The organism is Paenibacillus hamazuiensis (assembly GCF_023276405.1).
Taxonomy (GTDB): domain Bacteria; phylum Bacillota; class Bacilli; order Paenibacillales; family NBRC-103111; genus Paenibacillus_AF; species Paenibacillus_AF hamazuiensis.
On record NZ_JALRMO010000001.1, the window covers coordinates 2,367,786 to 2,394,458 of the forward strand.

The 26,673-nt window shown below is 54.6% G+C and carries 24 protein-coding genes and 1 riboswitch; of the genes, 17 read left to right on the forward strand and 7 right to left on the reverse strand.

Annotation, left to right across the window (positions count from 1 at the left end):
- Window positions 1-40 precede the first annotated feature (40 nt).
- Window positions 41-1,792 carry an ABC transporter ATP-binding protein gene (locus MYS68_RS10440; RefSeq protein WP_248925785.1) on the reverse strand — a complete coding sequence of 584 codons (1,752 nt, stop codon included), beginning with the start codon at window positions 1,790-1,792 and terminating at the stop codon, window positions 41-43.
- A 379-nt stretch (window positions 1,793-2,171) separates the two neighbouring features.
- Between MYS68_RS10440 and MYS68_RS10445 the strand changes: the two genes are divergently transcribed.
- The 5 genes from MYS68_RS10445 (at window position 2,172) to MYS68_RS10465 (ending at window position 5,701) form a co-directional block, all read left to right on the forward strand.
- Entirely contained in the window at window positions 2,172-2,435 is a 264-nt protein-coding gene (locus MYS68_RS10445) for a type II toxin-antitoxin system Phd/YefM family antitoxin (protein WP_248925786.1), read from the forward strand.
- The gene (locus MYS68_RS10450) at window positions 2,432-2,746 is read left to right on the forward strand and encodes a type II toxin-antitoxin system RelE/ParE family toxin (protein ID WP_248925787.1); all 315 of its coding nucleotides are present in this window, start codon (window positions 2,432-2,434) and stop codon (window positions 2,744-2,746) included. The genes MYS68_RS10445 and MYS68_RS10450 overlap by 4 nt, the downstream gene beginning before the upstream one ends.
- Before the next feature lie 232 nt (window positions 2,747-2,978).
- Window positions 2,979-3,665 (forward strand): response regulator transcription factor, encoded by a 687-nt coding sequence (locus MYS68_RS10455; RefSeq protein WP_248925788.1) that lies wholly within the window; start codon window positions 2,979-2,981, stop codon window positions 3,663-3,665.
- A gap of 15 nt (window positions 3,666-3,680) precedes the next feature.
- Window positions 3,681-5,060: an ATP-binding protein gene (locus MYS68_RS10460; RefSeq protein WP_248925789.1), complete on the forward strand. Its 1,380-nt coding sequence runs from the start codon at window positions 3,681-3,683 to the stop codon at window positions 5,058-5,060.
- A 158-nt stretch (window positions 5,061-5,218) separates the two neighbouring features.
- A complete protein-coding gene (locus MYS68_RS10465; RefSeq protein WP_248930869.1) occupies window positions 5,219-5,701 on the forward strand; it encodes a C40 family peptidase in 483 nt (160 codons plus the stop codon).
- Here MYS68_RS10465 and MYS68_RS10470 read toward each other — a convergent pair.
- From MYS68_RS10470 to MYS68_RS10485, 4 genes are all read right to left on the reverse strand, one after another.
- Window positions 5,649-6,083 (reverse strand): cobalamin B12-binding domain-containing protein, encoded by a 435-nt coding sequence (locus MYS68_RS10470; protein ID WP_338043564.1) that lies wholly within the window; start codon window positions 6,081-6,083, stop codon window positions 5,649-5,651. The two genes, MYS68_RS10465 and MYS68_RS10470, sit on opposite strands and share 53 nt — an antisense overlap.
- Window positions 6,068-7,888, reverse strand: a complete 1,821-nt coding sequence (locus tag MYS68_RS10475; RefSeq protein WP_248925790.1) for an acyl-CoA mutase large subunit family protein — start codon at window positions 7,886-7,888, stop codon at window positions 6,068-6,070. The genes MYS68_RS10470 and MYS68_RS10475 overlap by 16 nt, the downstream gene beginning before the upstream one ends.
- On the reverse strand, window positions 7,885-8,412 hold the full coding sequence (locus MYS68_RS10480; protein ID WP_248925791.1) for an isoprenylcysteine carboxyl methyltransferase family protein: 528 nt from the start codon (window positions 8,410-8,412) through the stop codon (window positions 7,885-7,887). Before MYS68_RS10480 ends, MYS68_RS10475 begins: the two co-directional genes overlap by 4 nt.
- 70 nt (window positions 8,413-8,482) lie before the next feature.
- Entirely contained in the window at window positions 8,483-9,628 is a 1,146-nt protein-coding gene (locus tag MYS68_RS10485) for a type III polyketide synthase (protein ID WP_338043565.1), read from the reverse strand.
- 63 nt (window positions 9,629-9,691) lie between these two features.
- On the opposite strand from MYS68_RS10485, the gene MYS68_RS10490 reads away from it, so the two are divergent.
- Genes MYS68_RS10490 through MYS68_RS10505 form a run of 4 tightly spaced genes read left to right on the forward strand, consistent with a single transcriptional unit; the run spans window position 9,692 to window position 14,675 of the window.
- Complete coding sequence (locus MYS68_RS10490) at window positions 9,692-11,743, forward strand: alkaline phosphatase (RefSeq protein WP_248925793.1); 2,052 nt, start codon at window positions 9,692-9,694, stop codon at window positions 11,741-11,743.
- A gap of 40 nt (window positions 11,744-11,783) precedes the next feature.
- The gene (locus tag MYS68_RS10495; protein WP_248925794.1) at window positions 11,784-12,755 is read left to right on the forward strand and encodes a hypothetical protein; all 972 of its coding nucleotides are present in this window, start codon (window positions 11,784-11,786) and stop codon (window positions 12,753-12,755) included.
- Window positions 12,755-13,480 (forward strand): ABC transporter ATP-binding protein, encoded by a 726-nt coding sequence (locus MYS68_RS10500; protein WP_248925795.1) that lies wholly within the window; start codon window positions 12,755-12,757, stop codon window positions 13,478-13,480. Before MYS68_RS10495 ends, MYS68_RS10500 begins: the two co-directional genes overlap by 1 nt.
- Window positions 13,452-14,675, forward strand: a complete 1,224-nt coding sequence (locus MYS68_RS10505) for an ABC transporter permease (protein ID WP_248930870.1) — start codon at window positions 13,452-13,454, stop codon at window positions 14,673-14,675. Before MYS68_RS10500 ends, MYS68_RS10505 begins: the two co-directional genes overlap by 29 nt.
- A gap of 4 nt (window positions 14,676-14,679) precedes the next feature.
- Here the strand turns inward: MYS68_RS10505 and MYS68_RS10510 are convergent, their stop codons facing one another.
- Window positions 14,680-15,198 (reverse strand): TlpA family protein disulfide reductase, encoded by a 519-nt coding sequence (locus MYS68_RS10510; protein WP_248925796.1) that lies wholly within the window; start codon window positions 15,196-15,198, stop codon window positions 14,680-14,682.
- Window positions 15,199-15,502: 304 nt separating this feature from the next.
- Between MYS68_RS10510 and MYS68_RS10515 the strand changes: the two genes are divergently transcribed.
- From MYS68_RS10515 to MYS68_RS10550, 8 genes are all read left to right on the forward strand, one after another.
- Window positions 15,503-16,873 carry a dipeptidase gene (locus tag MYS68_RS10515; RefSeq protein WP_248925797.1) on the forward strand — a complete coding sequence of 457 codons (1,371 nt, stop codon included), beginning with the start codon at window positions 15,503-15,505 and terminating at the stop codon, window positions 16,871-16,873.
- 204 nt (window positions 16,874-17,077) lie between these two features.
- Window positions 17,078-18,067 carry a helix-turn-helix transcriptional regulator gene (locus MYS68_RS10520; RefSeq protein WP_248925798.1) on the forward strand — a complete coding sequence of 330 codons (990 nt, stop codon included), beginning with the start codon at window positions 17,078-17,080 and terminating at the stop codon, window positions 18,065-18,067.
- A 6-nt stretch (window positions 18,068-18,073) separates the two neighbouring features.
- Entirely contained in the window at window positions 18,074-18,394 is a 321-nt protein-coding gene (locus tag MYS68_RS10525) for a putative quinol monooxygenase (RefSeq protein ID WP_248925799.1), read from the forward strand.
- 29 nt (window positions 18,395-18,423) lie between these two features.
- Window positions 18,424-18,906 carry a hypothetical protein gene (locus MYS68_RS10530; protein ID WP_248925800.1) on the forward strand — a complete coding sequence of 161 codons (483 nt, stop codon included), beginning with the start codon at window positions 18,424-18,426 and terminating at the stop codon, window positions 18,904-18,906.
- Between the two features lie 154 nt (window positions 18,907-19,060).
- On the forward strand, window positions 19,061-21,208 hold the full coding sequence (locus tag MYS68_RS10535) for a DNA topoisomerase III (RefSeq protein WP_248925801.1): 2,148 nt from the start codon (window positions 19,061-19,063) through the stop codon (window positions 21,206-21,208).
- 159 nt (window positions 21,209-21,367) lie between these two features.
- Window positions 21,368-22,378 carry a 2-oxoacid:acceptor oxidoreductase family protein gene (locus MYS68_RS10540; RefSeq protein ID WP_248925802.1) on the forward strand — a complete coding sequence of 337 codons (1,011 nt, stop codon included), beginning with the start codon at window positions 21,368-21,370 and terminating at the stop codon, window positions 22,376-22,378.
- A gap of 38 nt (window positions 22,379-22,416) precedes the next feature.
- Window positions 22,417-24,723 (forward strand): thiamine pyrophosphate-dependent enzyme, encoded by a 2,307-nt coding sequence (locus MYS68_RS10545; protein ID WP_248925803.1) that lies wholly within the window; start codon window positions 22,417-22,419, stop codon window positions 24,721-24,723.
- Between the two features lie 27 nt (window positions 24,724-24,750).
- A complete protein-coding gene (locus MYS68_RS10550) occupies window positions 24,751-25,050 on the forward strand; it encodes a hypothetical protein (RefSeq protein WP_248925804.1) in 300 nt (99 codons plus the stop codon).
- Window positions 25,051-25,770: 720 nt separating this feature from the next.
- Here MYS68_RS10550 and MYS68_RS10555 read toward each other — a convergent pair.
- Window positions 25,771-26,268 (reverse strand): hypothetical protein, encoded by a 498-nt coding sequence (locus tag MYS68_RS10555; protein WP_248925805.1) that lies wholly within the window; start codon window positions 26,266-26,268, stop codon window positions 25,771-25,773.
- Between the two features lie 275 nt (window positions 26,269-26,543).
- Window positions 26,544-26,642: riboswitch (purine riboswitch) on the forward strand.
- Window positions 26,643-26,673 lie beyond the last annotated feature (31 nt).

The window sequence follows — 26,673 nt, forward strand, 5'->3', positions numbered from 1 at the left end:
CGATCTGCCTCCTTTCTCCGAAAGGAACGTTTCTTAATGGTCATGCGAGCATCTCCTCCAGGCCGATTTCCAGCGTGCGGCTGTATCGCGAGCCCGGATCTGCGGCCAGACGGGCCCGTTCTCCGAACTCGGCGATTCGGCCGTTATCGAGAATAAGGATGTGATCGGCCTTTTGAATCGTGGCCAGCCTGTGAGCGATGATGATGCAGGTCCGGTCTTTCAGCAGCTTGGCTGTAGCCGATTCGATCTTTTGCTCGGTAGCCGGGTCCAGCCTTGACGACGCTTCGTCCAATATGACTAGGCCGGGATCAGCGAGAAACACGCGGGCAAACGAGATCAGCTGCGCCTCTCCGGCGGACAAGCCGCCGCCTCCGGATTCGAGCGGCGTGTCCAGTCCGAGCGGCAAAGAGCCGAGCCAGCGGCCCATGCCGAGCTCCTCCAGCACCTGCACGATGAAGTTATCCGGCACGCTTTCATCGAAAAACGTCAGGTTGTCACGCAGTGTGCCCTGAAACAGCTCGATGTTTTGCGTGACAAGTCCGACTTTGCCGCGCAGATCCGCAAGCTTCGCTTCACGGATGTCGGTGCCCCCGAGCAGGATGCGTCCCTGCTGCGGGTCGTAGAAGCGGAGCAGCAGCCGCGCCAGCGTAGTCTTGCCGCTGCCGGTTCGTCCGAGCAGACCGAGCACCTTTCCTCGCTGCAGCTCGAAGTCGATTTCCTGCAGCGTCGTAGAGTCCGCTTCATAGCCGAAGGTGACCCGATCGAAACGGACCGACAACGCGCCGGGGGGAAGGGGAGTCCCGGGACCGTCCTTAATCGCCGATTCGGTTTGCAAAAGCTCGCGAATCCGGATGATGCTTGCATCTGCTTTTTGCAAATCTTCCATTTGCGTACGGATTTTCTCTATCGGCTTTGCCATTAGTTCGGTATAATAAAACACCATGTAGACGGTGCCCAGCGTGATCGTGCCTTTCTTCCATAAATAAGCGGTCAAAGCGAAAGCGATTGCGTTGCCGATCGTAAATACGACCAAGGTGACGATCCACATCGACGCCCAGCCGAAAAACGCGCGAATGCGCAGCGGCAGCCATTTTCGCAGCATAAGATGAAAACGGTGCATGACGAAACCCGTAGCGCCATTGGCGCGCGTATCCTCGGTTCCTTCCAGATGTTCGCCCAAAAAGCCGTAAAAATCGCTGCTCATTTGGCGCAGCCTCCCCCAATGGGGGACCGCAAATTGGCGGATGTACTGGATTGCAAACATCGCAAATACGACGAATAGCAGCATCCCCGCGCCGATAATCCAATCTTCGCGGAACATCAGCACGAGAATGCCGGCCACGAGCAGCAAATTGCTGAGCAGCGATACCGCAAAGTTGGAAAAGAAGTTCGCCAAATTGTTGATATCACCGTCAACCTTTTCGATAATCGCTCCGGACGTATTTGATTTATGGAATGACATGTCGAGCCTGAGGACGTGGGAGGCAACATCGCCGCGAAGCTTGTTGGTTGCAATCCATCCGATGTTCTCTCCGATATAGGTGGCAAGTACGGTGACGCCCTGGTGCAATAGGGAGACACCAATAAATAGCGCGGCCGCATAGATGAGCAGGTTCGTATCGCTTTGCGCTTTCGCCGTATCGATGAAATAACGGATAATTTGCGGATTGACGAGCTGCATTCCGATTCCGGCGAGGAGTAAAACCATAAGCCACAGCATGTTTTTCCATTGGGCCGTAAGATAGCTTCTGAGAAGCAATACATACTCCTGTATCGGAATTTTTCGTTTCATATAGAGGGGCTCCTTTCAGAGGGCGGTAGCAGTATGTTTATTAAAGGTATTACTCAGGTGTACGGTGGAACACATCATTTGATTCCGGCAAATTTTGGGCATCCCTTTGTTACTTTAGACGAACACGGCCGTAGGGTCAATGGTGATTACGATTATACTTGAACTATGCAGAATAGCTTTATTATTTTAGTTAATCAAAATAATAATTAATGACATTAATTATAAATTTGACTAATATTAAATCAGATTTATTTTATTCGCCATTATTCTCTTATTCTCTGTTTCTATGCGAACTTTCAACAGATATGGCAGTCCGGAATGGTTGAGGTTATATCGTTATTTTGATATAATACCGATATAATAAATGCGAGGTGATAAAATGCCTACCATTAGACCAAGTTCGGATTTGAGGAACAAATATAATGAAATATCTGATTTTTGCCATAAATATGCAGAACCTGTTTACATTACGAAAAACGGTCAAGGCGATTTGGCTGTTATGAGTATTGAGACGTATGAGAAGCTGGTCGGCAAATTTGAATTATACAAATTGCTTGATGAAGGTATGGATGCTGTTAAAGAAAAGAGGGTAAGATCTTTTCGCGAAGCGCTTCATGACATTCAAAAGGATTTTGTAAAGTGAAAATCTATAATATCGCCATATCTGAACCAGCCGAATTTGATATACGGGGAATTGCTGAATATATTGCGCTTGAATTGAAGGAACCATTGACAGCAGAGAACATGATCTCTGGAATCGGAGAAGCAATATTTGAATTGGAGCAATTCCCTTATAGATACCCATTAGTTAAAGATGAGAAGTTAGCTTCTCAAGGTATCAGAATGCTGCCGGTTGGTAATTACATTGTTTTCTATGTTATATCTGAAAGTAACGATTCGATTGTTGTTACTCGAATCTTATATGGCAAACGAGAATGGAATATGTTTTTATAAAAAAGTTGGTACCGCAGAAGATAAGCCTTTCGTCCTTGATCGGACGAGAGGCTTTTTTTGCGTTATGGCGGAATAAACGAACCATTTCCCGGGCAACCGCAAAAGTCGCGGGAAAATGCCCCGAATCGATCTCTTTTAGCGAAATATGGAGCATTGCCGAAAAATGTGTCAGCGCATAGGAAGCCGCCTCAAGGAAAAACTATCGTAAAGATAAGGCAGGCAGGGAGCGGCTATGGACGAACGCATTTTGCTGATCGAAGACGAAGAGCATATCGCCCGGGTGCTGAAGCTCGAGCTCGAACATGAAGGTTATGAAACGGGTGTCGCTTATGACGGGAGAACCGGGGTCGAATTGGCGCTGGGCGAATCGTGGGATCTGATCCTGCTCGACGTCATGCTGCCGGAGCTGAACGGTATGGAAGTGCTTCGCCGAATCCGCCAAGCCGACAACTACGTACCGATCATCATGCTGACCGCACGCGGAACGACCCCCGATGTGGTAAGCGGCTTCGGCCAAGGGGCAAACGATTACGTCACCAAGCCTTTTGTGATTGAAGAGCTGCTCGCCCGGATCCGCAATTTGCTTACTATATCGAAACCGCGCGTAAACGAGGAACCCGTACTGAAAGTCGACGACCTGACCATCGATACGAAGGCGAGAAAAGTGACGCGTTACGGGGAGCAGGTCGACCTGACTCCCAAGGAGTTCGATCTTCTTCTTTATCTTGTCAAGCATAACGGGGAAGTTTGTTCGCGGGATCAAATCATTTCGGACGTTTGGGGTTACGATTTCGTCGGGGATACGAATATTGTCGACGTATACATCCGGTATTTGCGGCAAAAGGTGGACAAAGGGCGGCCGACCAAGCTGATCCAAACTTCGCGGGGCGTCGGCTATTACATCGATGCCGATGTGTAACGGGGAGCGTTCATTATGAGTTTAAAAACGCGTCTCATCATGCTCACCAGCATTTGGATCGTACTTCTCGTCGCCTTGTTTAACCTGTTCATCTATTTCTTTTTTGTACGGATGTCAACGCTTAGCGAAAATCGGCTTGTCTGGAACAAAGCGCAAATTATTTTGCGCGATCCGGACATTCATTCCCCGAAAAATTGGGACGATCCGAAGCTGCTCGATGAATTTCTCGAGCCGAATACGCTGATTCGTATCATTGACCGCGATAATACCGTGAGAACCGTTTCCTTCAGCGACGAAAATTTGCTGCAGCATCCGCCCGTGTTTCGCACCGATTATTACTGGGTGAGCAAACGGTACAACGGATTTCGCGCGATTTTTATCCAGGTGCCGATTTACAGCAAAAAAGAGCAGGTCGGCCAGCTTGAAATCGGCAAGTCGTTAAACGTATTAAACGATTATTTAAGTGTGCTTGTCACCGCGCTCACGCTTACTTCGATCGGGATATTGCTGTTTTCCGTCGTAGGCGGCTTTTTTTATACCCGCTTTATTTTCCGACCGATCCGCGAGCTGTTCTCGACGATGCAGACGATCCAGAAAAAAGGTTCCTTTGCCAAGCTGAGCCCGGAGCTGACGATGAAACAGGACGAATTGGGCAGACTCGGCATGACCTTTAACGAGATGATCGACCGTCTTGAAGAAAACGACCGCAGGCAAAGGCAGTTCGTCGGAGACGCCTCGCATGAGCTGCGCACGCCGCTGACCGTTATCGAAAGTTATGTCAGCTTGCTGAGCAGATGGGGCGGGGACGACCCGAGCATTCGCGAGGAAGCGCTTGAGGCGATCAAAACGGAGACGAAACGGCTGAAAACGCTGACCAGCTCCTTGCTTCGCCTTGCGGAATCGGAACGCGAAGCGGAGCCGAATCGCCAGGAAACGCCGCTTATCCCGCTGATCCGCCAGACGATCGATTCGTTTAAGGTGACGTTTCATCGAAATATCAGCTTGCTTTGCGAAGGGGACGATGCGGCCGTCTATGCCGACCCGGAACAAATTCGCCAGCTGCTTGTTATTTTGCTCGACAATGCAATCAAATACAGCTCCGATGACATCGAGCTTTCATTGGAAGATCGGCCGAGCTACGTCCTGTTGAAGGTGAAAGACCGCGGGATCGGCATTCCCGAAGACGAATTGCCGCATATTTTCGAACGGTTTTACCGCGTGGACAAGGCTCGCGGGCGAAAAACCGGGGGCAGCGGGCTGGGGTTGTCCATCGCCAAACGTATAGTCGATTTGCACCACGGAAGCATTGATGCGCTGAGCGAGGAAGGGGTCGGCACGACGATCCGCGTCAAGCTTCCGAAGCGGAGTGAAACGTTTACAAGGAGCAAATCATGAGATAATTCTCATTGTTTTCTAATAAAATGGGTTAAACCGCGTTCTGTCAAGTGTTCGCACGACTACAGGAAAATAGTGGAATTTTTTATTGTGTTATAGTGTGGTCAAGGCAATTGAACAGCCAAAAATCACGCTTACAATGGGAGGTTTTACTGATGATGAACATGTGGAACGCGAAACAATGGGCAAAAAAGCTGATGACCGCAGGACTCGGAGCTGCAATCCTGTTCTCCGGTAGCATGGCATTGCCGACGCATAGCGCTTACGCCTATTCGTCGTCACAAGCCCAGGGCGTAATTTCGACGGCAAAAAGATTTATCGGAACACCGTATAGATTCGGTTCGCCGATCGGCTCGACACGTACGTTTGACTGCTCCTCGTTCACTTGGACCGCTTTTCATTATAACGGCATTAACCTGCCGAGATCGTCGCAAGAGCAGTCCCGTGCAGGACAGTATGTGCCGAAAAGCAATTTGATGCCGGGAGATCTCGTATTTTTCTATTCGCCGATTCACCACGTCGGCATTTATATCGGGAACGGCAAATTCATTCATACGTGGGGTGGCCCGGGCGTTATGATTTCGGATCTTAACCAGGGCTGGTGGAAAAACAATTATACGACTGCCCGCCGTGTACTGTAACGGTATCGCGGATATAACTCACGATCGTCTGCAGCGGAGTTCCGGATGTAAATATCGCGGAAATGCCGGCTGCAAGCAGGTGAGGGATATGTTCGTGCGGAATGACGCCCCCGCCGATGACCGGAATCGGCAACTGCTTTTCGCGCAGCAGCCGAACCACTTCGGGGAAATGCTCCAGATGAGCGCCGGACAAGCACGATAAGCCTATGATGTCAACCTGCTTGCGGATGGCGAGCTGTACGATTTGTTCCGGCGTCTTGCGGATGCCGGAATAAACGACGTTCATCCCGGCATCGCGCAGCGCCTGGGCGACGACCAGCGCTCCGCGCGTATGGCCGTCCAGTCCGGGCTTGGCGATCAGCACGGTTATTCGTGGGTCCATGGGAAAAGCTCCTCCTCGTATTCGCCGAAAACGCAGCGGAGTCTGTCGCATATCTCGCCGACAGTCGCGTACGCTTTCACGCAGTCCAATATATACGGCATCAGATTGTCGTCCCGCACGGCGGCCTGCTGGAGTTGATCCAGCAAGGCTGCCGTTTTGACGTTGTCGCGACGGCGGCGAAGTTCGGCAAGGCGTTCCGGAAGCGGCATTTGCGGCCGCTTATGCTGCACGATACCTGAAACATGTTGCCTCGCTCGATAATGCGGGCCTGACTCCGGCCGCTCTGTTCGGTTTTCGCAATGCGTAGGATGGCCGTGCGGAGCAGGGGAGAGCGCGTCGGTTATGTACCCGAACAACGGTGAAGGCGATAGCCTCTCTTCGCGAAGTTCGGCAAACCCGTTGACGCCGACGACGATGCGCCGCTTCGCGTCGACATCAAGCTGGTGCCGGTACGACGCTTCACGGATAAGCCGCTGCATATAACCGGCGCGGAGCGCTTCGAACACGCCTCCGGTCCGCTCGATTTCCGCCATGTACTCCTGCGCCTCCCGCTCGAGCCGGTCCGTCAACTCTTCGACGTACCGGGAGCCGGCGAGCGGATCGGCACTGTCCGTGACTCCGCTCTCATACGCGATGATCTGCTGCGTTCGCAGCGCGATGCGGGCCGTCTCCTCCGTCGGCAGCCCGAGCGCTTCGTCGAGCGCGTTGGCATGCAGGCTCTGCGTGCCGCCTAGCACGGCGCCGAGCGCCTGCAGCGTAACGCGCGCGGCGTTGTTTTCCGGCTGCTGCGCCGTCAACTGCGAGCCGCTCGTCTGTGCGTGCACGCGCAGCTGCATCGATTTCGGCGAGCGGGCGCCGAATCGCTGCTTCATCAGCCGCGCCCACAGCCGCCGCGCGGCGCGAAACTTCGCCGCCTCCTCGAAGAGGTGCAGGCCGGCGGCGAAGAAAAACGAGACGCGCGGCGCGAACGCGTCGACGTCCAGGCCGCGCCCGCATGCGGCCTGGACGTAAGCGGCCGCATGCGCGAGCGCGAAGCCGATTTCCTGCGCGGCGGTGGCGCCCGCTTCGCGCAGATGGTAGCCGCTGACGCTGATCGGGTTCCAGCGCGGCAGATAGGCCTCGCAGTAGGCGATCAGGTCCACCGCGAGGCGCATCGACGGCTGCGGCGGGAAAATGTATGTCCCGCGCGCGACATATTCCTTCAGGATGTCGTTCTGCACGGTCCCGCCAAGCTTCTCCCGCGGCACGCCCTGCTTTTCCGCGACAGCCAGCACCATCGCAAGCAGGATGGGGGCCGTAGCGTTGATCGTCATCGACAGGCTCACTTCGCCGAGCGGAAGACCGGCGAGCAGCGTCTCCATGTCCGCCAGCGAGCTGACCGATACGCCGGCCTTGCCGACTTCGCCGCAGGCGAGCGGATGATCCGCGTCCAGCCCGAGCTGCGTCGGCAGGTCGAAGGCGAGGGACAGGCCGGTTTGGCCGTGCCGCAGCAAATAATGCAGCCGGCGGTTCGTCTCCTCGGCTGATCCGAAACCGGCGTACTGCCGCATCGTCCACAGCTTGTCCTTATACATATTCGGGTATATACCCCGGGTATACGGATATTCCCCCGGGCAGCCGATCCGGTCTGCAGCATTGTCGGCAGCGGCGAAGCTGAGGGCGCGTTCGGGTTCGTAGCCGACGTCGTCGTTGGTCGGATCCGCACCGCTGCGAGCGGAATCGTCCGACGGATTTCCGCGAACCGCACCTGCCGCCTCCGTCGTCAAACCATCGGCAGCTCCCCGCAGCCGCGCCCGGCCCGTCATTGGACATTCCTCCCGCGAACGACTGCTGCGATCGCTGCTTCTTCGGCGGCGATGCGCTGGCGCAGTACGAGCGCATTGGCGAGCGCAATGAACGCCGCGGTGCGAAGTGCGCCGAACGTCAGCGGCAAAAGGACGAGCTCGAGCGTTACAACGATGTAGTTCGGATGACGGAAATGCCGGTATGGCCCCCGCCTGACCGGCTCCATATCCGGCACGACCCAGATGCGCGTGTTCCAATACATGCCGAGACTGCGGATGCACCAAATACGCAGCTCTTGTGCCGCGACGAACAGCGAGAAGGGGAGCCACCACCATTCCGGCATCGAGGCGCCTCCAAGCAGCACCTCCGCTGCGAGACCGGCAAAAAAGGCGGCATGCAGCATCACGATATACTTATAATGCCCCGCACCGACCTCATAACCGCCAAGCTCTTTGACGCGCTCGCCGTTTCGGCGCGCCAGCCGAAGCTCGGCAACCCTTTGCAGCACGACGGCCGTGAAGATGACGGCAAAAAACGTATGCATCGCTGATTCCTCCCAAACCTGTTCATGTTCCCGAAGGGGATGACATCATCGGTTTATATAAACACTCCCGCTATGACCACTCCAGCAGCAGCAGCTCCGAGCTGAAGCCGGGCCCGAGCGCGCCGACAAGCCCGCGGCTTGCTTCCGATCTGTCCGCCATCGCTTCCTTCAGCACGAAAAAGACGGTGGCCGACGACATGTTCCCGTATCGCCGCAGCACGCTGCGCGAGTAGCCGAGCCGGTCATCCGCGAGACCAAGCGCTTCCTCATACGCACGCAGCACCTTCATGCCGCCGGGATGAAGCACGTAGCGGTCGATGGTTTCGACGGAGATGCCGTGCTGCTGTAAAAACTCGCTTACGTTCCCGTACATTTCCTGATGGATCAGCGTCGGAATATCCCGCGAGAAAACGACCTTGAGCCCGTCGTTTGTCACATCCCAGCCCATCACATCGAGCGTGTCCGGCCATATCGTGCTTTTCGCCGCGGCAATGCGCGGACCGCGCGAGCTCCTGCATGCGCTTCCTGCAACAAGCGCGGCCGCGGCTCCGTCGGCGAACAGGGAGGTGGCGACGAGGTTGCTTTTCGACCGATCGTCGGCAATGAACGTCAGCCCGCACAGCTCGACGCTGACGACGAGACACATGTGATCGGGAAACGCCGAAACGTATTCGTACGCGCGCGCCAGCCCCGCGGCTCCTCCGGCGCAGCCGAGCCCCCAAACCGGGGTTCTTTTCACATCCCGCCGAAACGGAAGGCGGTTGTACAAATAAGCGTCGATGCTCGGCGTTACCGTCCCGGTAGTCGAGACAAAGATCAAGTGATCGATCCGGGAAACATCCGTTCCGGCCGATTCCATGCATTCCCGGATAGCCCGTTCCGCCAGATCGATCGCGTTTTGCACGTAAAGCCGGTGTTTTTCCTCTACGGAATGCTTCGTTTCAAACCACTCCGCAGGCACGCACGAATAACGTTCATCGATGCCGCTGTTGTCGAAGATCGAGAGCAGCCGGTCCAAATGCTCGTAGGCGCCCCCGAACAACCGCCGCACCGTGGCGCGGGCCTCTTCTTTTGACAAGCGGTAGGACGGCACGGCGGTGCCGACCGAAACGACATAAGCCACCGCATTCACCTCTGAAGATGTATTGACGTTATTGTGGGTTCTTTTTGGAAAAATATTCTGCAATCTTAAAAATAACTTAACATTATTAAACAAGTAAATTTACAAAATTTTAGTATATTGAGAGGGTCTTAATACATATGGAGGTGCTCATTCGAGATGAGAAAACCGGTATTTAAAGTGCTGACCAGCGTAGCGCTCACCGCATCGCTGCTCGCGGGCGAGGCCGTCGTTTTGCCTGGCGGCGCAAACCAGGCGTACGCCGCCGAGGAAAACGGACAAGCTTCGATTTACATCGCTCCGATCGACCGGGCGAAATTTTTGGCGGGCAGTGTGTTCGATTTTCGCGTCGAGCTGAACAATCTGGCCGCCAAGCCGTCATCCGTCAGCATTTCAGTGAACGGTCAGGATGCGGAGAAATTTTTCGGCAAGCCGCTGACGAAAACCGAAACGGACAAAAGCCAGGAGTTTACGGTCCGCGACGTCTCGATCAAGGATGCAGGCTCTTATGAAGTAACCGTCAAAGCGGACGGCATGTCGAAAACCGTCAAATACGACGTCGTACTTGCGGAGCAGGGCGGCAAGAAAGCGAAAAACGTCATTCTCTTCGTCGGCGACGGCATGGCATTTCCGGATGTTACGATGTCCCGGATCATGTCCAAAGGGCTGACCGAAGGGAAATACAACGGACTGCTCGAGATGGATAAATTCGACCAACGCGCCGTCGTCACAACATCGGGCATGGATTCGCTCGTCACCGACTCGGCGAACAGCGCCAGCGCCTATAACACGGGCCATAAATCGGCGGTCAACGGGCTCGGCATTTATCCCGACAATACCGAAAGCTCGCTGGACGATCCGAAGGTGGAGACGCTCGCGGAAATGCTGAAGCGCAGCCGCGGCATGTCGGTTGGCGTCGTTTCGACGTCCGAAATCGAAGACGCGACTCCGGCAGCGGTCGTATCGCATACCCGCCGCCGCGCGGACAAGCCGGAAATTGCCGAAATGCTCTACAAGCTGCAGCCGGAAGTCATCTTGGGCGGGGGCTCGGCTTATTTCCTGCCGAAATCGACCGCAGGCTCCAAGCGCAAAGACGACAAAAACCTGTTCGACATGTTTGAGAAAAGCGGATACTTCGTCGTGGAAAACGCAACCCAGCTGAAAGCGACGGGTACTCCCGACAAGCTGCTCGGCTTGTTCCATACGGGCGATATGAGCGTATATTACGACCGGTCCACGGGCAATCAGGCGGAGCTGAAGTCGTTTACCGACCAGCCGAACCTGTGGGATATGACGCAGAAGGCGATCGACGTGCTCAGCAAAAACGACAAAGGGTTCTTCCTGATGGTCGAAGGCGCCAGCATCGACAAGCAGCTGCACCCGCTCGATTGGGAGCGCGCCGCTTACGATACGATCGAAATGGATAAAGCGATCGGGGTGGCCAAACGTTTTGCGGAAAAGAACGGGGACACCTTGATCGTCGTCACCGCCGACCATTCTCATTCCGTCAGCGTAGCGGGAACGTACTGGGAAGGCGACGGCAAATCGGGCAGAGAGGCGTTCCGCACATACGAGGAGTCGAAATTCCCGACTTATGTAGACGGTGACGGCGACGGCTTCCCGGACAATCCGGATGCTGACCGCAAGCTGGCGGTCGTGTTCGGATCCCACCCGGATTATTACGAAGATTACAAGTTCGATCCGGTGCCGACTTCTCCGACCGTGAAAAACAAAGACGGCGTTTATGTAGCGAATCCGGCGAAATTGGCCGATCCGGAAGATCCGAACCGCGACCGTTTCCTCCATCCGGGCACGGTGAATCCGCTCGTGGAGAGCCAAGGCGTCCACACGGCCGACGATGTTCCGCTGATGGCATACGGACCGGGTGCGAACTATTTCAAAGGCACGCTCGACAATACGGAAGTGTTCTACGGCATGGTTAACGCCCTCGGCTTGAATTTGACGGATGCGAAAAACGACGGGAAAAACTGGATTCCGCTCGCAAGCTTCGTCAACATGATGGGCGGTTCCGTCAAATTCGACGCGGCAGCCCGCGAAATTACGGCAGATATTAACGGCAGCCCGATCAAGCTGAACCTTTCCAGCGGCAAGGCGTCGAAAAACGGAAAAGATGTCAGCCTTGATTTCAAATTTGAAAACGGCACGACGTACGTCTCCGGCAGCTCGATGCTGGATGTGCTTTCCAAGTAATACTAGCCGGTTTTACAGCAAAATGGGGGGGAGTCAAAGCATGGTTTACTCAAAACGCGCGATGACCTCCTTGCTTGCCGGCACGATGGCTTTCATTATGCTTGTTCCCGGATGCGGTCAACCGTCTCCTCCCGTTTTGGAGGGGGCGGTTGATTTGTCCGTTAAAGCGGCAAATTCCGCATCCGGCAAAGAGGTGACGCCATCGGCATCGGCGAGTCAAGGGAATCGGAACGAACAGGCTTCCAAGCCGGAGTTGCAGAATCAACCTGCGGAAACGAAACCGGCCGATACCGGAAAAACCGGCGATGCCGGCGCAACCGCACCCGCCGGTACACCGGACGTTGCGCGCCCTTCCGCCAGCCCGGCGGCTTCACGCGAAGTCGCTGCCGAGACGAAGGCGGCATCACCCAATCCGCAGCCTGAGGCGCCGCAAGGCACTGCAGCAGCCAATTCGGAAACGGTCGCCAAACCGGACCCCGCCAATGCGCCGGTCCAATCCGCTCCGATTGCGGCGGCACAGAAGGCTGAGCCCAAAGCGGAAGCGGCTCCCGACGATCCTTCCGGCTCCGCGGTCAAAACGGCGGAAGAGGCCGCGTCTAAAGAGAAGCCGGCCGTTAACATCGCCACGGACGCCAAAAAGGTGCCGAAGATCACGTTTCAGGATCTGTATTCCGAGATCACGGTGCGCGGCGTGAAAATATCCGATAAAATCAACAACCTGAACGGTAAAAAGGTGGAGATGGTCGGTTTTATGGCACCTCCGCTGACCGCCAAGGTCCATTTTTTCGTGCTGACCAAGGTGGCGCTTACGATCTGCCCGTTCTGCTCTACGGACGCCGATTGGCCGACGGATATCGTCGTCGTTTTTATGCCCAATGGCAAGGACGTAACGCCGACGGAGCATCAGGTTAAAGTGACGGGCACGCTCAGCGTCGGATCGCAGACCGACGAGGAGACCGGTTTCGTCAGCTTGATCCGCATCAACGCGGACAAAGTGGAGGTGCTGAAGTAATGCTCGTGCTGGATAAAGTAACGAAATCATTTGCAATTTCGGCAAGCGAGCGGATTGAGGTCGTCAGCGTAGATTATTTTGAAATGCAACGGGGAGAGAAAGCCGCGCTGGTCGGTCCGAGCGGTTCGGGAAAAAGCACCTTGCTGCATCTTATCGCCGGATTGTTTCGTCCGACGAGCGGAAGCATCCGCCTGCTCGATAAACCTGTCCATGGGATGAAGGAAGCCGAGCTTGACCGATTTCGGGCTCAGCATATCGGCTACGTGTTTCAAAGCTTCAACTTGCTGTCCGGTTTTTCTGCGCTCGATAACGTCCTGGCGGCGATGAAGTTCGGGAATGTCGTTCCCCGCAAGGAGCAAAAGGAACGCGCCGCGGAGCTGCTCGCTCAGGTGGGACTCGGCCACCGGCTGGATCATAAGCCGTCGCAGCTGAGCGGCGGCGAGCAGCAGCGCGTATCGATCGCAAGAGCTTTAGCCAACAGCCCGGCGCTTGTGCTGGCCGACGAACCGACGGCAAGCCTCGATGCGGATAATGCCGCGCAGGTGTTTTCCTTGCTTGTGGATGCTTGCCGCTCCGGTGGAACCGCTCTGCTAATGTGCACGCACGATCCGGAGCTGGCCGGACAGCTCGACAAAACCATAAATATCCGTGATCTATCATTCACCGGAAAAAGCGGGGTGCAAAATCGTGTCGCTCATGCGCATGGCTTGGCTCAATCTCGTTAACCGGCGCGTTCAAACGCTGATCACCATCCTCGTGGTAACCGTCGGCGTTGCCATGACGCTGAGCATCATGATGATTTCCGGCGGAATCCGCTCGGGTATCGTCAAGGCGAGCGAGCCGTTCGGGATGATCGTCGGCTCGAAAGGGAGCGCCAATCAGCTCGTTTTCAACACCATTTTTTTGATGGATAATCCGCTTGCCAACATTTCGCTCGATTATTACCATAAGCTTGAAAACGACCCTCGGGTTACGCTGACCGTGCCTTTTGCTCTGGGAGACAACTACAGAGGTTTCAGGCTGGTCGGCACGAGCCGGGATTTTTTTTCACTCAAAGGAAGGCCCGCCGATCCGCCTTATTTTCAGCTCGCTGCGGGCAGGCTGTTCGAACGTCCGTTCGAAGCGGTCATCGGCGCAAAAACGGCTAAAGAAACCGGTCTTAAGATCGGAGACAAGTTCGTCTCGGGACACGGCGTGGCGCGGATCGCAGAAGGCGGGGAAGAACATAAGGAAAATCCGTTCACGGTCGTGGGCATACTTCACAGCGTAAATGCGCCGGCCGATCAAGGCATTTACGTCAGCATGGACAGCTACTGGATCAGCCACGAGCATGAGGAGCATCACGAGGGCGCGGCGGAGGCGGACGATCACGACGAGTCGCGGGGAGTAACGGCGGCGCTAGTCAAGCCCAAAAGCTACTCGGACCTGATGAGAATGTACCAGGAGATCAATAAGGATAAGGAAGCCCAAGCCGTATTTCCGGGTCAGGTGATCGCGAAAATTTTCGATATGATGGGCAGCGGAGAGCAAATATTGAGCTACCTTAGCTATGTCGTCTTGGGCATGGCCGGACTGACCATCCTGCTCGCCATGTACGGATCGACGATCGAGAGAAGACGTACGGTGGCGATTCTGCGGGCGATCGGAGCAAGCCGGGGAGGGGTCGTATCCATCGTTTTGTTCGAATCGGCTATGGTTTCGGCGCTCGGCTGCGTCATCGGAACGGCTGCGGGGTACGGGTTTGCATGGGGGATGGCGCAATATATCGGCTCGCACATTTCGATCTCCGTACCGGTTGAGCTTTCCGGCGGGCTGATCGCCGTCAATGCGGCTGTGTGCGCGCTAGGGCTTGCCGCAGGAGTTGCTCCAGCGATCAGCGCATACCGAACGGAAGCGGCCAAATATCTTCACGCGGTATAACAGCTTATCGCCGGAGGGAACGGAGCTTCTCCTCAAGCTTTTGCGGGGTAAGCTGGCCGATGAACCGGTCCGCAATAATGCCTTGTGCGTCGATCCAATACGTCGTCGGAATTGAAACGATGCGGAATTGCTCCGCCGCCTCGCCGCGTTCATCGAGCAAAACCGGAAAACGCACGTTGTACTGGCGGACAAAGGAACGGACCGAGTCCGGCTCGTCCTTGGACGTCACATTAACGGCATATACGCCGATATCTCCTTTATGCCGCTCGTAAAAGGCGATGAGATCCGGCGTTTCCGCACGGCACGGCTCGCACCAGCTGGCCCAAAAGTAGATGAGCAGTGGTTTGCGCTGCGAGGCGTTCAGTGCAACGTTTTTTCCGTCCAGCGACGGCAGGTTTACGGAGGGCATCGGGTAACCGGGCTTGACCGGCTGTCTTGGTTCGGAAGAGGGGGGGCGAACGGACAGGATCAGCAGAATGATCGCCATGCAGATGAGCGTAGCTTGTGTCCCCAGTTTCTTCATATGTTGTGGAACTCCTCTTTTAGGAAATGCGGCCTTTGAATATTTTACAATTCATATATTTTCGGGATATTAACTTTTGCGAAAACGCCGGGTTTCGATTGTTCGAGGCCCGGCGTATATATTTTTGCATAGCAAATTTGACGGTAATCGCGGTGCAGAATCGATCTATCGCAGCTCTTTTCCGATGCAAGCCCGCTTTGAGGCCCGGCATTCACCGGCGGGGACCGCTGCTGGGGCTGTTTTCTAAATTGTGGTATGATGGGTATTAATATCGTTAATTACGGACGAAAGGGGATACTTTTCCATGAATAGCGAATTGAAATCGTATCTTGCATCGCATCGCGACGAGCAGATCGAGCAGTTGAAGCAATTTTTGCGGATTCCGAGCGTCAGCGTCGGATCGGAGCATCAGGAGCACATCGGCCATGCTGTGGATTGGCTCATTGCATCGCTGCGCCAGGCGGGAATGGATAATGCCCAGGCGCTGCCGACCGGGGGCAATCCCGTCGTTTATGCCGATTGGCTGCATGCGCCGGGGCAACCGACCGTGCTGATTTACGGGCATTACGACGTCCAGCCGTCCGATCCCGACGACGCTTGGGATACCCCGGCGTTCGAGCCGGATGTGCGCGACGGCAAAATTTACGCGCGCGGCGCCACCGACGACAAAGGTCAGCTGTTCATACATATAAAAGCGCTGGAAGCGCTGCTCGCCGTCCACGGGAAGCTCCCCGTCAACGTCAAGTTGTGCATCGAAGGCGAGGAAGAGATCGCCAGCCGGCATTTGCACGCTTTTCTGGAACGCGAAGCGGAGCGGCTTCAGGCGGATGCCGTCGTCATTTCCGACGGGCCGATGCATGACCGTGCACGGCCCTCCGTGCTGTATGGACTGCGCGGGCTTTGCGGCTTTTCGGTGGAGTTGAAGGGGCCGAAGCACGACCTTCATTCCGGCCTATACGGCGGCGGCGTGCAAAACCCGATACACGCGCTCGTAGAGCTGCTCGCATCTATGAAAGACAGCGACGGACGCATTACGATCGACGGTTTTTACGACAAGGTGAATCCGCTATCCCCGGAAGATAAAACGAGGTTTGACGAGCTGCGTCATGACGAAGAGCAGGTGAGGAAAGATCTCGGAGTCGAGGAGCTGTTCGGTGAAAAGGGCTATTCGTTCCTCGAACGGACCACAGCGAGACCGACGCTGGAAATCAACTCCATTTCCGGCGGTTACCAAGGCGAAGGGATCAAGCCGATCGTGCCGACGTCGGCCGCAGCCAAAATCTCTTGCAGGCTTGTTGACGGCCAAGACCCCGACGAAATTCTCGCCTTGATTCAGAAGCATATCGACGAACGGAAGCCGCCGGGAGTGACGGTACAGGTGACGCCTGGCGTCAAAGGCAAACCGTTTCTCGTATCGCCGGACGATCCGTACATTCGGGCGTCCGCACGGGCCTACGCGGAAGGCTTCGGAGCGGAGCCGGTTTATGTGCGCGGCGGCGGCTCGATTCCGATCGTCGAAGCGTTTTACCGGCTGCTCGGTGCACCGGTCGTCATGATGAACTTCGGCCTGCCCGATGAAAACCTGCATGCGCCGAACGAGCATTTTCATCTCGACAATTTCGATAAGGGGATCGTCACTGTCTGCAGTTATTTGCAGGAAATTGCTCGCCGATGAAGGCTGTTGAGACACGCATTAACGCCATCGCCTCTGTTAACAGAAAAGAAACCGGGCAATCGCGAGTTAGAACATGGTCCCGCTTAACCTGACAACATCTACGCTTGGGCGCCTTAATCACTGACCGTATTTGTCAGTGGTTTTGGTTTATACTTGTTACAGACAGCGTCGGAAAGCTCCAAAAAAAGGACGGTAGATGAGGGTATGTCCAAGTCCGATAACATGTTGTCCATTCTGTGGCTGCTTCGTTCGGGCAGGAAAATGACCGCGCAGCAGCTTGCGAATGAACTGGATATCCACATTCGCTCCGTATACCGCTGCATCGATTCGCTGTGTGCCAGCGGGGTGCCGATCATCGCCGATTCGGGGCCGGGCGGCGGCTACAGGATTCTCGGCCGTTTCGCGGAATCGCCGCTGCTGTTCGATATGGAGGAGCAGAAAGCGCTCGTACATGCTTCGACATTCGCCAGCGAAGCCGGCTATCCGTTTCCGGAGGCGCTGAATCGTGCGGTCGAAAAGCTGAAGCGGTACACGAACGAGGATCAGCTCGATCACATCGAGCGGCACAGCGAAGGCCTCTCCGTCATTCACCCGCCTGTTGACGGGAAACTGCAGGAAGTGCTGCAGCTTTTGGAGAAATCCGCGGCGCGCGGCCAGTCGGTGGAAATGGAGTATGACAAGGGAAGGGGCGCGCCGAGCACCCGCGGATTCGATCCATACGGGATCGTTTTTTGGAAGGGGAGCTGGTACACCGTCGGCTTTTGCCGGCTTAGGCAGGAGGTGCGGAGCTTTCGTGCGGACCGCATTGTACGGTTGGACCGTGTCGACCGCCATTTCGAGCGGCCGGCGGACTTTTCCGCCAAGTCATTTTTGATGCAGAATTTGCTCCCGGAGTCATTCGCCTCGGAAGCTCTTGTCGATGTAAGAATTGAAGGGCCCAAGGAAGCGCTCGATCTGTTATGCCAGCACTGGCTGTTTGGCCATGCGCTTCTCGAGAGGCAAGCGGAACAAGCTTTATTCAAGTTGGGGCTACCTTCCTTGCAAACCTATGTTCCGTACTTTCTGCTCCCTTATGGCAGATCGCTCACCATTCTCGAACCTGAATGTCTTGTCGGCAGAATGGCCGAAGTCAGCGCGGAAATCGCCGCACATTACGCAGCGATGAAATCCGAAATTTTTTTGAGAAAAGGATGATAAATGATGAGTTTATTCGCCATGTTCGGAAAATTGACGGCTCATGAAGGAAAACGGGACGAGCTCGTGCAACATTTGCTGGAAGCGACGAAGCAGAAGGAAGCGATGGAAGGGTGCTTGCTCTATGTCATCAACGAAGCGGAGGACGATCCGAATGACGTATGGGTGACGGAGATGTGGAGGGATGCGGAGTCGCATGCAGCTTCGCTTAAAAACGAAGCTGTTTTGGCGACCATCCGGCGCTGCATGCCCCTTGTTGCCGGCGTCCATCCGATCAAGATTCGTCCCGTCGGAGGCATCGGTATTGATCGGCTGCAAACCCCGTAAATGACAGTGTGTTCAGGGAGGGACGTTTTTTGCTTGAAACAAAATGGCTGGAGCAATTGATAGAAACTTGGTACACAAACAACCGCATCAACCTGTTCCTCCTCGAAAAAATCGGCGAAGAAGGCCTGGATCTATCTATATCCAAACGCGGGGGAGGCACTCCGGCCAAACAGCTCGCCCACATCCACAACATGAGGTGCGACAAGCTGAACAAGTGGCATCCGGCTCTCGCGGAGGGCCTGCGGAAGCTGAGCATGAGCGATCGCCTTGGTAAAGCGCTGCTGACGGATTGTTTGACCGTTTCCGGGGAACATATCGCGGAGTTTATCGGGCGTTGTGCACACGGGGACATCGAATACCGCGGTTTTAAAAAAGGGCTTGTCACAAGCATCAGCTATTTGATCGCCCACGAAAGCCATCATCGCGGCAATTTGCTGCTTAACCTGAAGTTATGCGGATTCGAGCTGGACAAGGCAGCGCAATATGCGATCTGGAACTGGGACAACATGTGAATTGAAGCAAAGCGGGCAACGTCTGCGCAGACGGCCCGCTTTTTTTGTCTTGCAATGTGATTTGAAGCACATCATTGCCAAATCATTCATTTTATACTATCTGCTGTGGTATGATGTTCGGTGAACATACATCGATCACATTAAGGAGCAAGCTATGAAATCGTTAGTACTCGCCGAAAAACCGAGCGTCGCCAAGGAATTGGCGCGGGTGCTCGGCTGCAATCAAAAACAAAAAAGCTACTTCGAAGGGTCGAAATATGTCGTGACCTGGGCGCTCGGCCATTTGGTCGAACTTGCCGAACCCGAGGACTACGACCCGAAGTACAAAACGTGGAACCTCGACGATCTGCCGATGCTTCCCGCCAAAATGAATCTGAAGGTCATCCGTGAAACGAATCACCAATTCCGGGCAATCGCCGACTTATGCAAAAGAAACGATCTGGCCGAGCTCGTCATCGCGACCGACGCCGGGAGGGAAGGGGAGCTTGTCGCCCGCTGGATCATGGAGCTGGTCAAATGGAAGAAACCGTTCAAGCGGCTGTGGATATCGTCGCAAACCGATAAGGCGATCAAGGAGGGCTTTGCTCAGCTTAAGCCCGGCAAAGATTACGACAACCTGTATGCATCGGCCGTATGCCGCGCGGAGGCGGACTGGCTGATCGGCCTCAACGTGACGCGGGCGCTGACCAGCAAATATAACGCGCAGCTGTCAGCCGGCCGTGTGCAGACGCCGACGCTTGCCATGCTGATGGAGCGGGAACGGCAGATCCGCGCGTTTCAGCCGGTGCCGTATTGGACGGCCATTGCCGACTTCGGCACATTTCAGGCGATGTGGCGCGCCGGGGAGCAGCAGGATGGCCGCATCTTTGACAAGGCGCAGGCGGAGAAGCTGCACGATAAGCTCAAGGCAGCCGCTTCCGCCAAGGTCGTGCGGCTCAAGACGTCGGCCAAAAACGAGCCGCAGCCGCTAGCGTACGATTTGACCGAGCTGCAGCGGGACGCCAACCAGCGGCTCGGCTTTTCCGCAAAAATGACGTCTTCGGTGCTGCAGCGCCTGTACGAGCAGCATAAGCTCGTAACGTACCCGCGCACCGATTCGCGGTATTTGTCCAGCGATATGGTGCCAACGCTGAAAGGCCGGCTGGAAAGCATCGCCGTCGGTCCATATGCGCCGCTCGCCAAGCCATTGCTGAGAAAAGCGCTGAACATCACCAAGCGGATTGTCGACGACAGCAAGGTGACCGATCACCACGCAATTATTCCGACCGAGCAGTATGTGAACCTCGGCGCGCTGTCGAACGAAGAGAGGAAGCTGTACGATTTGATCGTGCGCCGATTCATCGCGCTGTTTTATCCGGCATATCAATATGATGAAACGAGCGTTGTGTTGGAGGCTGCGGGAGAAAAGTTTCATGCGAAGGGCCGCGTGCAAAAAGTTGCCGGCTGGCGCGAGGTTTACGGCACGGGTGCCGGCTTCTCCGGCGATGCGGATGCATATGATGAAGAAGAGGAGCGCGAACCGGCCGGTCAGCTGCTGCCGGAGCTGAAGGAAGGCGAAAGCTTGCCGCTCAAGCTGTGCCGGCTCGCCGAGCATAAAACGAAGCCGCCGGCGCGTTTCACCGAAGCGACGCTGCTTACTCAGATGGAGAAGCACCATCTCGGCACGCCGGCTACTCGCGCGGATATCATTGAGAAATTGCTCTCCAGCGAGACGATCGAGCGTCAACAAAACCGCCTCGTCCCGACGCTCAAGGGCCAGCAGCTGATCGAGCTCGTCGCAAGCGAGCTGCGGTCGCCCGAGCTTACCGCCGAATGGGAACGCGAGCTGGAACGGATTGCGAAAGGGCAGGGCGACAAAAACAAGTTTCTCTCAGGCATCCGCGAGCAGACCGTCCGGCTTGTTGGCGAAGTGAAGCGGAGCGAGGCCCAGTACCGGCCGCATAACCTGACCAGCTCGCGCTGTCCCGAATGCGGCAAGCCGCTCATGGAGCGCAAGGGCAAGCGCGGCAAAATGCTTGTCTGCTCCGGCAGCGAATGCGGTTACCGCAGGGCGACGGAAGCACCGCTTTCCGGCAGACGCTGCCCGCAGTGCCATAAAAGGATGGAAATTCATACGGGCAAGGCCGGAAAATATTTTCAATGCCGGCCCTGCAACATCGTCGAGTCGCTTGGCGAATCGTCCGGACGAATGAACAAGCGGGAGCAGGCATCGCTTCTGCGCAAATACAGCGAGCAGGCTGAGCCGACGAACAGCCTCGCGGACGCGCTCAAGGCGGCGCTGTCCAAAGGCCAAAACGACTGACGCGGGGCGGTTTTTCCGTCCCCCTCTTTTTCAAGGAAAAATTTTTTCCGGAAAGAGGATTTTGTCGATCAATTTAGAATATAGTAAATTAGTTCTTTTTGTCCATTTTGTTCATTACGAAAGTGGACCTGAGCCACATGATGGAAAGGAGCCATTACATTGGTTACATTGCCAAAAACAAACGAACTCGGATTCTTCGAAATTCGCCTTGAATCCATTGGGGGGCTTGGAGCGAATCTGGCCGGCAAAATGCTGGCGGAAGCCGGTATCATGGGCGTCAATTTGAACGGGGTCAGCTTTTCATCGTACGGCTCGGAGAAGAAAGGATCTCCCGTTAAAGCGCACATCCGCTTTTGCGACCTGGCCACCAACATTCGTGACACCTCCCCCGTTGAACGACCTCATGTTGTAGGCGTTTTCCATGAAAACTTGTCGAAAACGGTCAATGTCATCAGCGGCATTTATGAGGATTCGATTGTGCTCGTCAATTCCAAGAAAACACCTGAGCAACTAAAGGAAAACATGAAACTTTTGGGCGGCACGATCGCGGTCGTCGACGCTACCGGCATCGCGATGGAAGAGAAGAATCGAGTCAACATGGCAATGCTCGGAGGTTTGTTCCGTCTATGCTCGTTCCTCGATGCCGAATATATGAAAGGCGTTATCCGCAAATCGCTGGAGAAGAAATATCCGCAAGCGGTTCAGCCGGCGCTCAATACGTTCGAAAGAGGCTACAACGAGGTGCAATTCCAGACGTTCTCCTTAAACGAAGGCCAGCAAATGCCTGCTTTTGTCCGTCACGACACGCCGATGCTCGGTTACGAAACGCAGCCGATCGGCGGCATGATCACGAATCCGGGCAACAGCATTCTCAAGGATTTGAGCATTTCCCGTGCGGGAATGATGCCTGGTTTCGACGACGAGAAATGCATTCACTGCGCAGCCTGCGATAACGTTTGTCCGGATTTCTGTTTCGTGTGGGAAGAGCAGCCCGATAAAAAAGGCCGTCCGCAAATGTTTCTGCAAGGCATCGATTACCAATACTGCAAAGGCTGCTTGAAGTGCGTACAAGCATGCCCGACGGAAGCGCTGTCAAACCTTGTCGAAGTGGAAGGCTACGGCGAACAGCATCGGGTTCCGCACCGCTTTAATTTGGCAGCTAACGCTTAAATAAAATTCATTCCTACTAAAGAAGGGTGGAGACACAGTTGGCGATTGATGTGAAAAAAGAGCTGCCGCAAGGCAAGGTCGAGCAACGCATCGTCTACGAATCCGGCAACGAAATGGCGGCCTATGCGGCTCACCAAATCAACTACCATGTGATGGGTTACTTCCCGATTTCACCTTCCACCGAGGTGGCTCAGTTTCTCGATTTGATGAAGGCAAACGGACAGCACGACATCAAGCTGATTCCGGCAGACGGCGAGCATGGCTCCGCCGGCGTTTGTTACGGCGCTTCCACAGCCGGCGGCCGCGTATTCAACGCGACGAGTGCAAACGGTTACCTCTACATGCTCGAGCAAATGCCGGTGCAGTCCGGTACCCGTTTCCCGATGGTCATGAACCTGGTATGCCGTTCCGTTTCCGGTCCGCTCGATATCCATGGCGACCATTCGGACTTGTATTTTGCGCTGAATACGGGTTGGCCTATCCTGATGTGCCGCGATCCGCAAGCCGTTTACGACATGAACATCATGGCGATCAAGCTGGCGGAAGATCCCGAAGTCCGTCTGCCGGTGCTTGTCGCCTCCGACGGTTACTTCACTTCGCACCAGAAGCGCCGCGTCATGACGTTTACGCACCGCGAAGATGTGCATAAATTCATAGGCGAGCTGCCTCCTGCCGGTTTTGCACACGTTCTCGACCGCGAAAATCCGATCACGGTCGGCCCTTACATGAATGAGCCGGACTACATCAACAACTGCTATCAGCAGTCGATGGCGATGTATCGCGCCGCTGACGTATACGACCGGATCCGCAAAGAATATTTCGAGCTGACCGGCCGCGATTATCCGATTCTCGACCTGTACCGCATGGAAGACGCGGAAGTCGCGGTATTTCTGATGAACTCGTCGTCGGAAATCATTAAAGATGTCGTCGACCAGCTTCGCGAGAAGGGTATTAAAGCCGGTTCGATCGCTCCGAACATGATTCGTCCGTTCCCGGCCAAAGAGATCGCCGAAGCGCTGCGTAACGTCAAGGCGGTCACGATCGGCGATCGCGCCGACTCTTATGGCGGTCATGGCGGCAACATGACGATTGAGATCAAAGCTGCACTGTTCACATATGGCGTCAAAGATATCCTGGTGGAAAGCCGGATTTACGGTCTCGGCGGTAAAGACTTTTATGCGGAAGACGGCCATCAAATGTTCCAGTACGCTTTGGATGCACTGAAAGCCGGCAAAGTGGAGAAGCCGTTCGATTATCACGGCCATACTCCGGGCGACCCGAGCAAAGCGCCTAAGCGCGTGCTGGAGCCGATGAAATATGAGGATCTCAAAACCGGTCTGATTACCGTCACTCCGGACGAAGCTACCGGTAAAGTCAACGTGAAAATCCCGCCGCTCCGCTCACTCACGAAGAAACCGAAGCGGATTGCTCCCGGCCACGGAGCATGCCCGGGCTGCGGTATTTTCTCCGGCCTCGAGCTGTTCTTCAAAGGGATCGAAGGCGACATCGTCGCATTGTTCCAAACCGGCTGCGCGATGGTCGTGACGACCGGTTATCCGTACTCGGCCCATAAAGCGACTTACATCCACAACTTGTTCCAAAACGGCGCGGCCACGCTGTCCGGCGTCGTGGAAATGTTCTGGGAGCGCAAGCGCAGGGGCGAGCTCGATCATCTTGGGCTGAAAGACGATTTCACTTTCGTGATGATCACCGGCGACGGCGGTATGGACATTGGTATGGGCCCGGCTATCGGCGCGGCTCTCCGCAACCATAAGATGATCATCCTCGAATACGATAACGAAGGTTACATGAACACAGGTGCCCAGCTGTCTTATTCCACGCCGATGGGTCACAGAACGTCCACGTCGAACGTAGGCAAAGCGCAAGGCGGTAAAGTGTTCCACCATAAAGATACGGCTCAAATTATGGCTGCAACCAACATCCCGTATGTGTTCACCGGTTCCGAAGCGAACCCTCAGGACCTCGTGAAAAAAGCGGCTAAAGCTCAATATTACGCGCAAAACGTCGGTCTCGTTTACGGCAAAATTTTGATCACATGCCCGTTAAACTGGTTGTCTGAGGATAAAGACGGCTCGACCATTATCGGCACGGCCGTAGACTCCTGCTTCTTCCCGCTGTACGAGATCGAACGCGGCGTTACGACGATCACGTACAATCCGGAAGAAAAAGGCAAGAAGGTGCCTTTGTCCGATTGGCTGAAGATGATGGGCAAAACGAAACATATGACCCGTCCGGAATACGACGCTTCCTATAAAGCGTTCGAGGAAGAAGTCGAGCGTCGCTGGAACGTGCTGAAAGCAAAGCACGAGAATCCTTACCTGTAAGCCGGCGCTTGCAAAGGAGCAGATGCGGTGCCTTACGTGCTGAAGCATAAAACGACGAATCAAATCTACACTTGTCTGCTAAAAAACCACTACAATCTGGTCTATTACGGTGTGAAGTATTGGGAAGAAGAAGACGCGGCGCTTTCGGAGCGCCCGGCTTTTTTGGCGGAGCAGGGCATCGCCGATGCCGATCAATGGGCTGTCGTCCCGTTGGAAGAGAACCGGATGAAGCTGTGCAACGTCAAGACCAAAAACAACCCCGACCTGATCGTCTCGATCACGGATGAAGGCCAAATTGTCGCCGGTCCCAGACCAGTTCAAACCTAATTTTTTTCAACTATAAAAAAGACAAGGAGTGCCTCCTACTAAGCGGAGCACTCCTTTGTTTTGTTTATGTTATGGCTTTGTGTGGAGGATGTCCCAACCGGTTCGTGTTTAATGATTTCATTATGTCGCGCAACTTTGCGTACGGATTATATATGAAAAATCGTATATAAGCTCCCCTAAGTTTTGTATACACAGAACAATATATATAAAAAATCATATACATATTGCCCGTAGGACGGTAAAGCCGAATATTATGTATGAAAAATCAAATAGATTTATTCTTTTTGCATTAGTCCTAACAATTGTATACGAAAAATCATACAAAATAACGCATGGATAGGGATAGGGGAGTGAGATTGGTCTAAATCGCGAGCAAAGTGGTTTGCAGTTGATATGCTGCAAATGGAGCGATGGTGGAGCAGGTGAGAGGCAAGACGAACCTCCATCATCACCACGCCGCAGTAGAGCGTGTCCGTCCAATGCTTTGCGAAGCAAAGCGAGGAAAGGACAATCGCGGGCCCGAGGCACCGAAGTCGCTCCGTAGGGGCGGGTCCAGGGCGCAGCGCCTGGGGTCCCCTCCTCAGGAGGGGATTTAGGGGAGGGAAACGTTTTAGCGGAGGGAAACGCCTTTAGGGAAGGGCGGTACGAAGAAGGAGAGAAATAACTTTTAATAGAGAATATTGCTTTACGATGTGTGGGGGGAAAGGGGGAAACTCCCCCTCAATCTCCGAACTCCATAATCACATTCTGAATTTTCTGCAGCCGAATATATTCGTTTTTCTCCAGCTTGGGGCGGAAATAACCGAACATGTAAGCGGCATCCATAAACTCCAGCCCCGGGTAACAGACGATATCCTGGACGGCTACAGGGTTATCCATCACGATTTGCCACTCGCCGTCGCGGTCCGCCTTCGGAATCGTTTGGAAAACGCGAATTTTAAGGCGGGTCGTTTCTGCCAGCTCATCCCACAAAGATTGCCACGAAGGGCTGAATTTTTTCGGCTCCGGAAACAGCTTTCTCGCTTTTTCGATCAATTGCTGAACTTCCGGACCGTCTTCGTCGACGAAGTTTTTGACCTTCTCGTGAAACCCTTCTTGAAGCTGATAAAAGGCCGAGTAACCGCCTTCATTTATCGTCTGCTGAAGTTCGGCCAACTGCTCTTCCGAAACCGCTTTTTCCAGCGTTTCGAAAACATTGCTGTACATCGTGCTTTTCATCGTCGTTTTCCCCTTTTTGAAGACTTGGCATTAATGTAGCATATTTCCAACGTGAAAAAAAGCATCGGCTCGAACAATTTTTCGAAAGCGTAATTTGGTGCAGCCGCCGCATCAAACCGCGTTCCGTATGCGCCGAATGACAAAAAAGAAACATTCGTCAAACGGAGCGATATTGGAATTAGAATACATTAATCCGCAATGTAAATTGCATAAATCCGAACGTTGACCCATTGACAACGGTTTTAGGTTCGTGTATGATCGAGAAGGACTTGAAATCATAGCGCTTTCCGTTTGTTCGTATATCCCCGAGATACGGTCTGGGGGTTTCTACAAGGAGCCGTAAATTCCTGGCTACGAACAGGTGCATTCGTGTACCTGCCGGAGCCGGGATTTTTTGCGTCCGAG

Excerpts from the sequence above, each read along its gene's own strand:
- MYS68_RS10470 (WP_338043564.1), bottom strand. The coding sequence starts at position 6,083 with ATGGACCCACGAATAACCGTGCTGATCGCCAAGCCCGGACTGGACGGC.
- MYS68_RS10465 (WP_248930869.1), top strand. The coding sequence starts at position 5,219 with ATGAACATGTGGAACGCGAAACAATGGGCAAAAAAGCTGATGACCGCA.
- MYS68_RS10505 (WP_248930870.1), top strand. The coding sequence starts at position 13,452 with ATGCGCATGGCTTGGCTCAATCTCGTTAACCGGCGCGTTCAAACGCTG.
- MYS68_RS10480 (WP_248925791.1), bottom strand. The coding sequence starts at position 8,412 with ATGCATACGTTTTTTGCCGTCATCTTCACGGCCGTCGTGCTGCAAAGG.
- MYS68_RS10555 (WP_248925805.1), bottom strand. The coding sequence starts at position 26,268 with ATGAAAAGCACGATGTACAGCAATGTTTTCGAAACGCTGGAAAAAGCG.
- MYS68_RS10510 (WP_248925796.1), bottom strand. The coding sequence starts at position 15,198 with ATGAAGAAACTGGGGACACAAGCTACGCTCATCTGCATGGCGATCATT.
- MYS68_RS10525 (WP_248925799.1), top strand. The coding sequence starts at position 18,074 with ATGAGTTTATTCGCCATGTTCGGAAAATTGACGGCTCATGAAGGAAAA.
- MYS68_RS10535 (WP_248925801.1), top strand. The coding sequence starts at position 19,061 with ATGAAATCGTTAGTACTCGCCGAAAAACCGAGCGTCGCCAAGGAATTG.
- MYS68_RS10515 (WP_248925797.1), top strand. The coding sequence starts at position 15,503 with ATGAATAGCGAATTGAAATCGTATCTTGCATCGCATCGCGACGAGCAG.
- MYS68_RS10475 (WP_248925790.1), bottom strand. The coding sequence starts at position 7,888 with ATGACGGGCCGGGCGCGGCTGCGGGGAGCTGCCGATGGTTTGACGACG.
- MYS68_RS10490 (WP_248925793.1), top strand. The coding sequence starts at position 9,692 with ATGAGAAAACCGGTATTTAAAGTGCTGACCAGCGTAGCGCTCACCGCA.
- MYS68_RS10440 (WP_248925785.1), bottom strand. The coding sequence starts at position 1,792 with ATGAAACGAAAAATTCCGATACAGGAGTATGTATTGCTTCTCAGAAGC.
- MYS68_RS10455 (WP_248925788.1), top strand. The coding sequence starts at position 2,979 with ATGGACGAACGCATTTTGCTGATCGAAGACGAAGAGCATATCGCCCGG.
- MYS68_RS10520 (WP_248925798.1), top strand. The coding sequence starts at position 17,078 with ATGTCCAAGTCCGATAACATGTTGTCCATTCTGTGGCTGCTTCGTTCG.
- MYS68_RS10460 (WP_248925789.1), top strand. The coding sequence starts at position 3,681 with ATGAGTTTAAAAACGCGTCTCATCATGCTCACCAGCATTTGGATCGTA.
- MYS68_RS10495 (WP_248925794.1), top strand. The coding sequence starts at position 11,784 with ATGGTTTACTCAAAACGCGCGATGACCTCCTTGCTTGCCGGCACGATG.
- MYS68_RS10445 (WP_248925786.1), top strand. The coding sequence starts at position 2,172 with ATGCCTACCATTAGACCAAGTTCGGATTTGAGGAACAAATATAATGAA.
- MYS68_RS10500 (WP_248925795.1), top strand. The coding sequence starts at position 12,755 with ATGCTCGTGCTGGATAAAGTAACGAAATCATTTGCAATTTCGGCAAGC.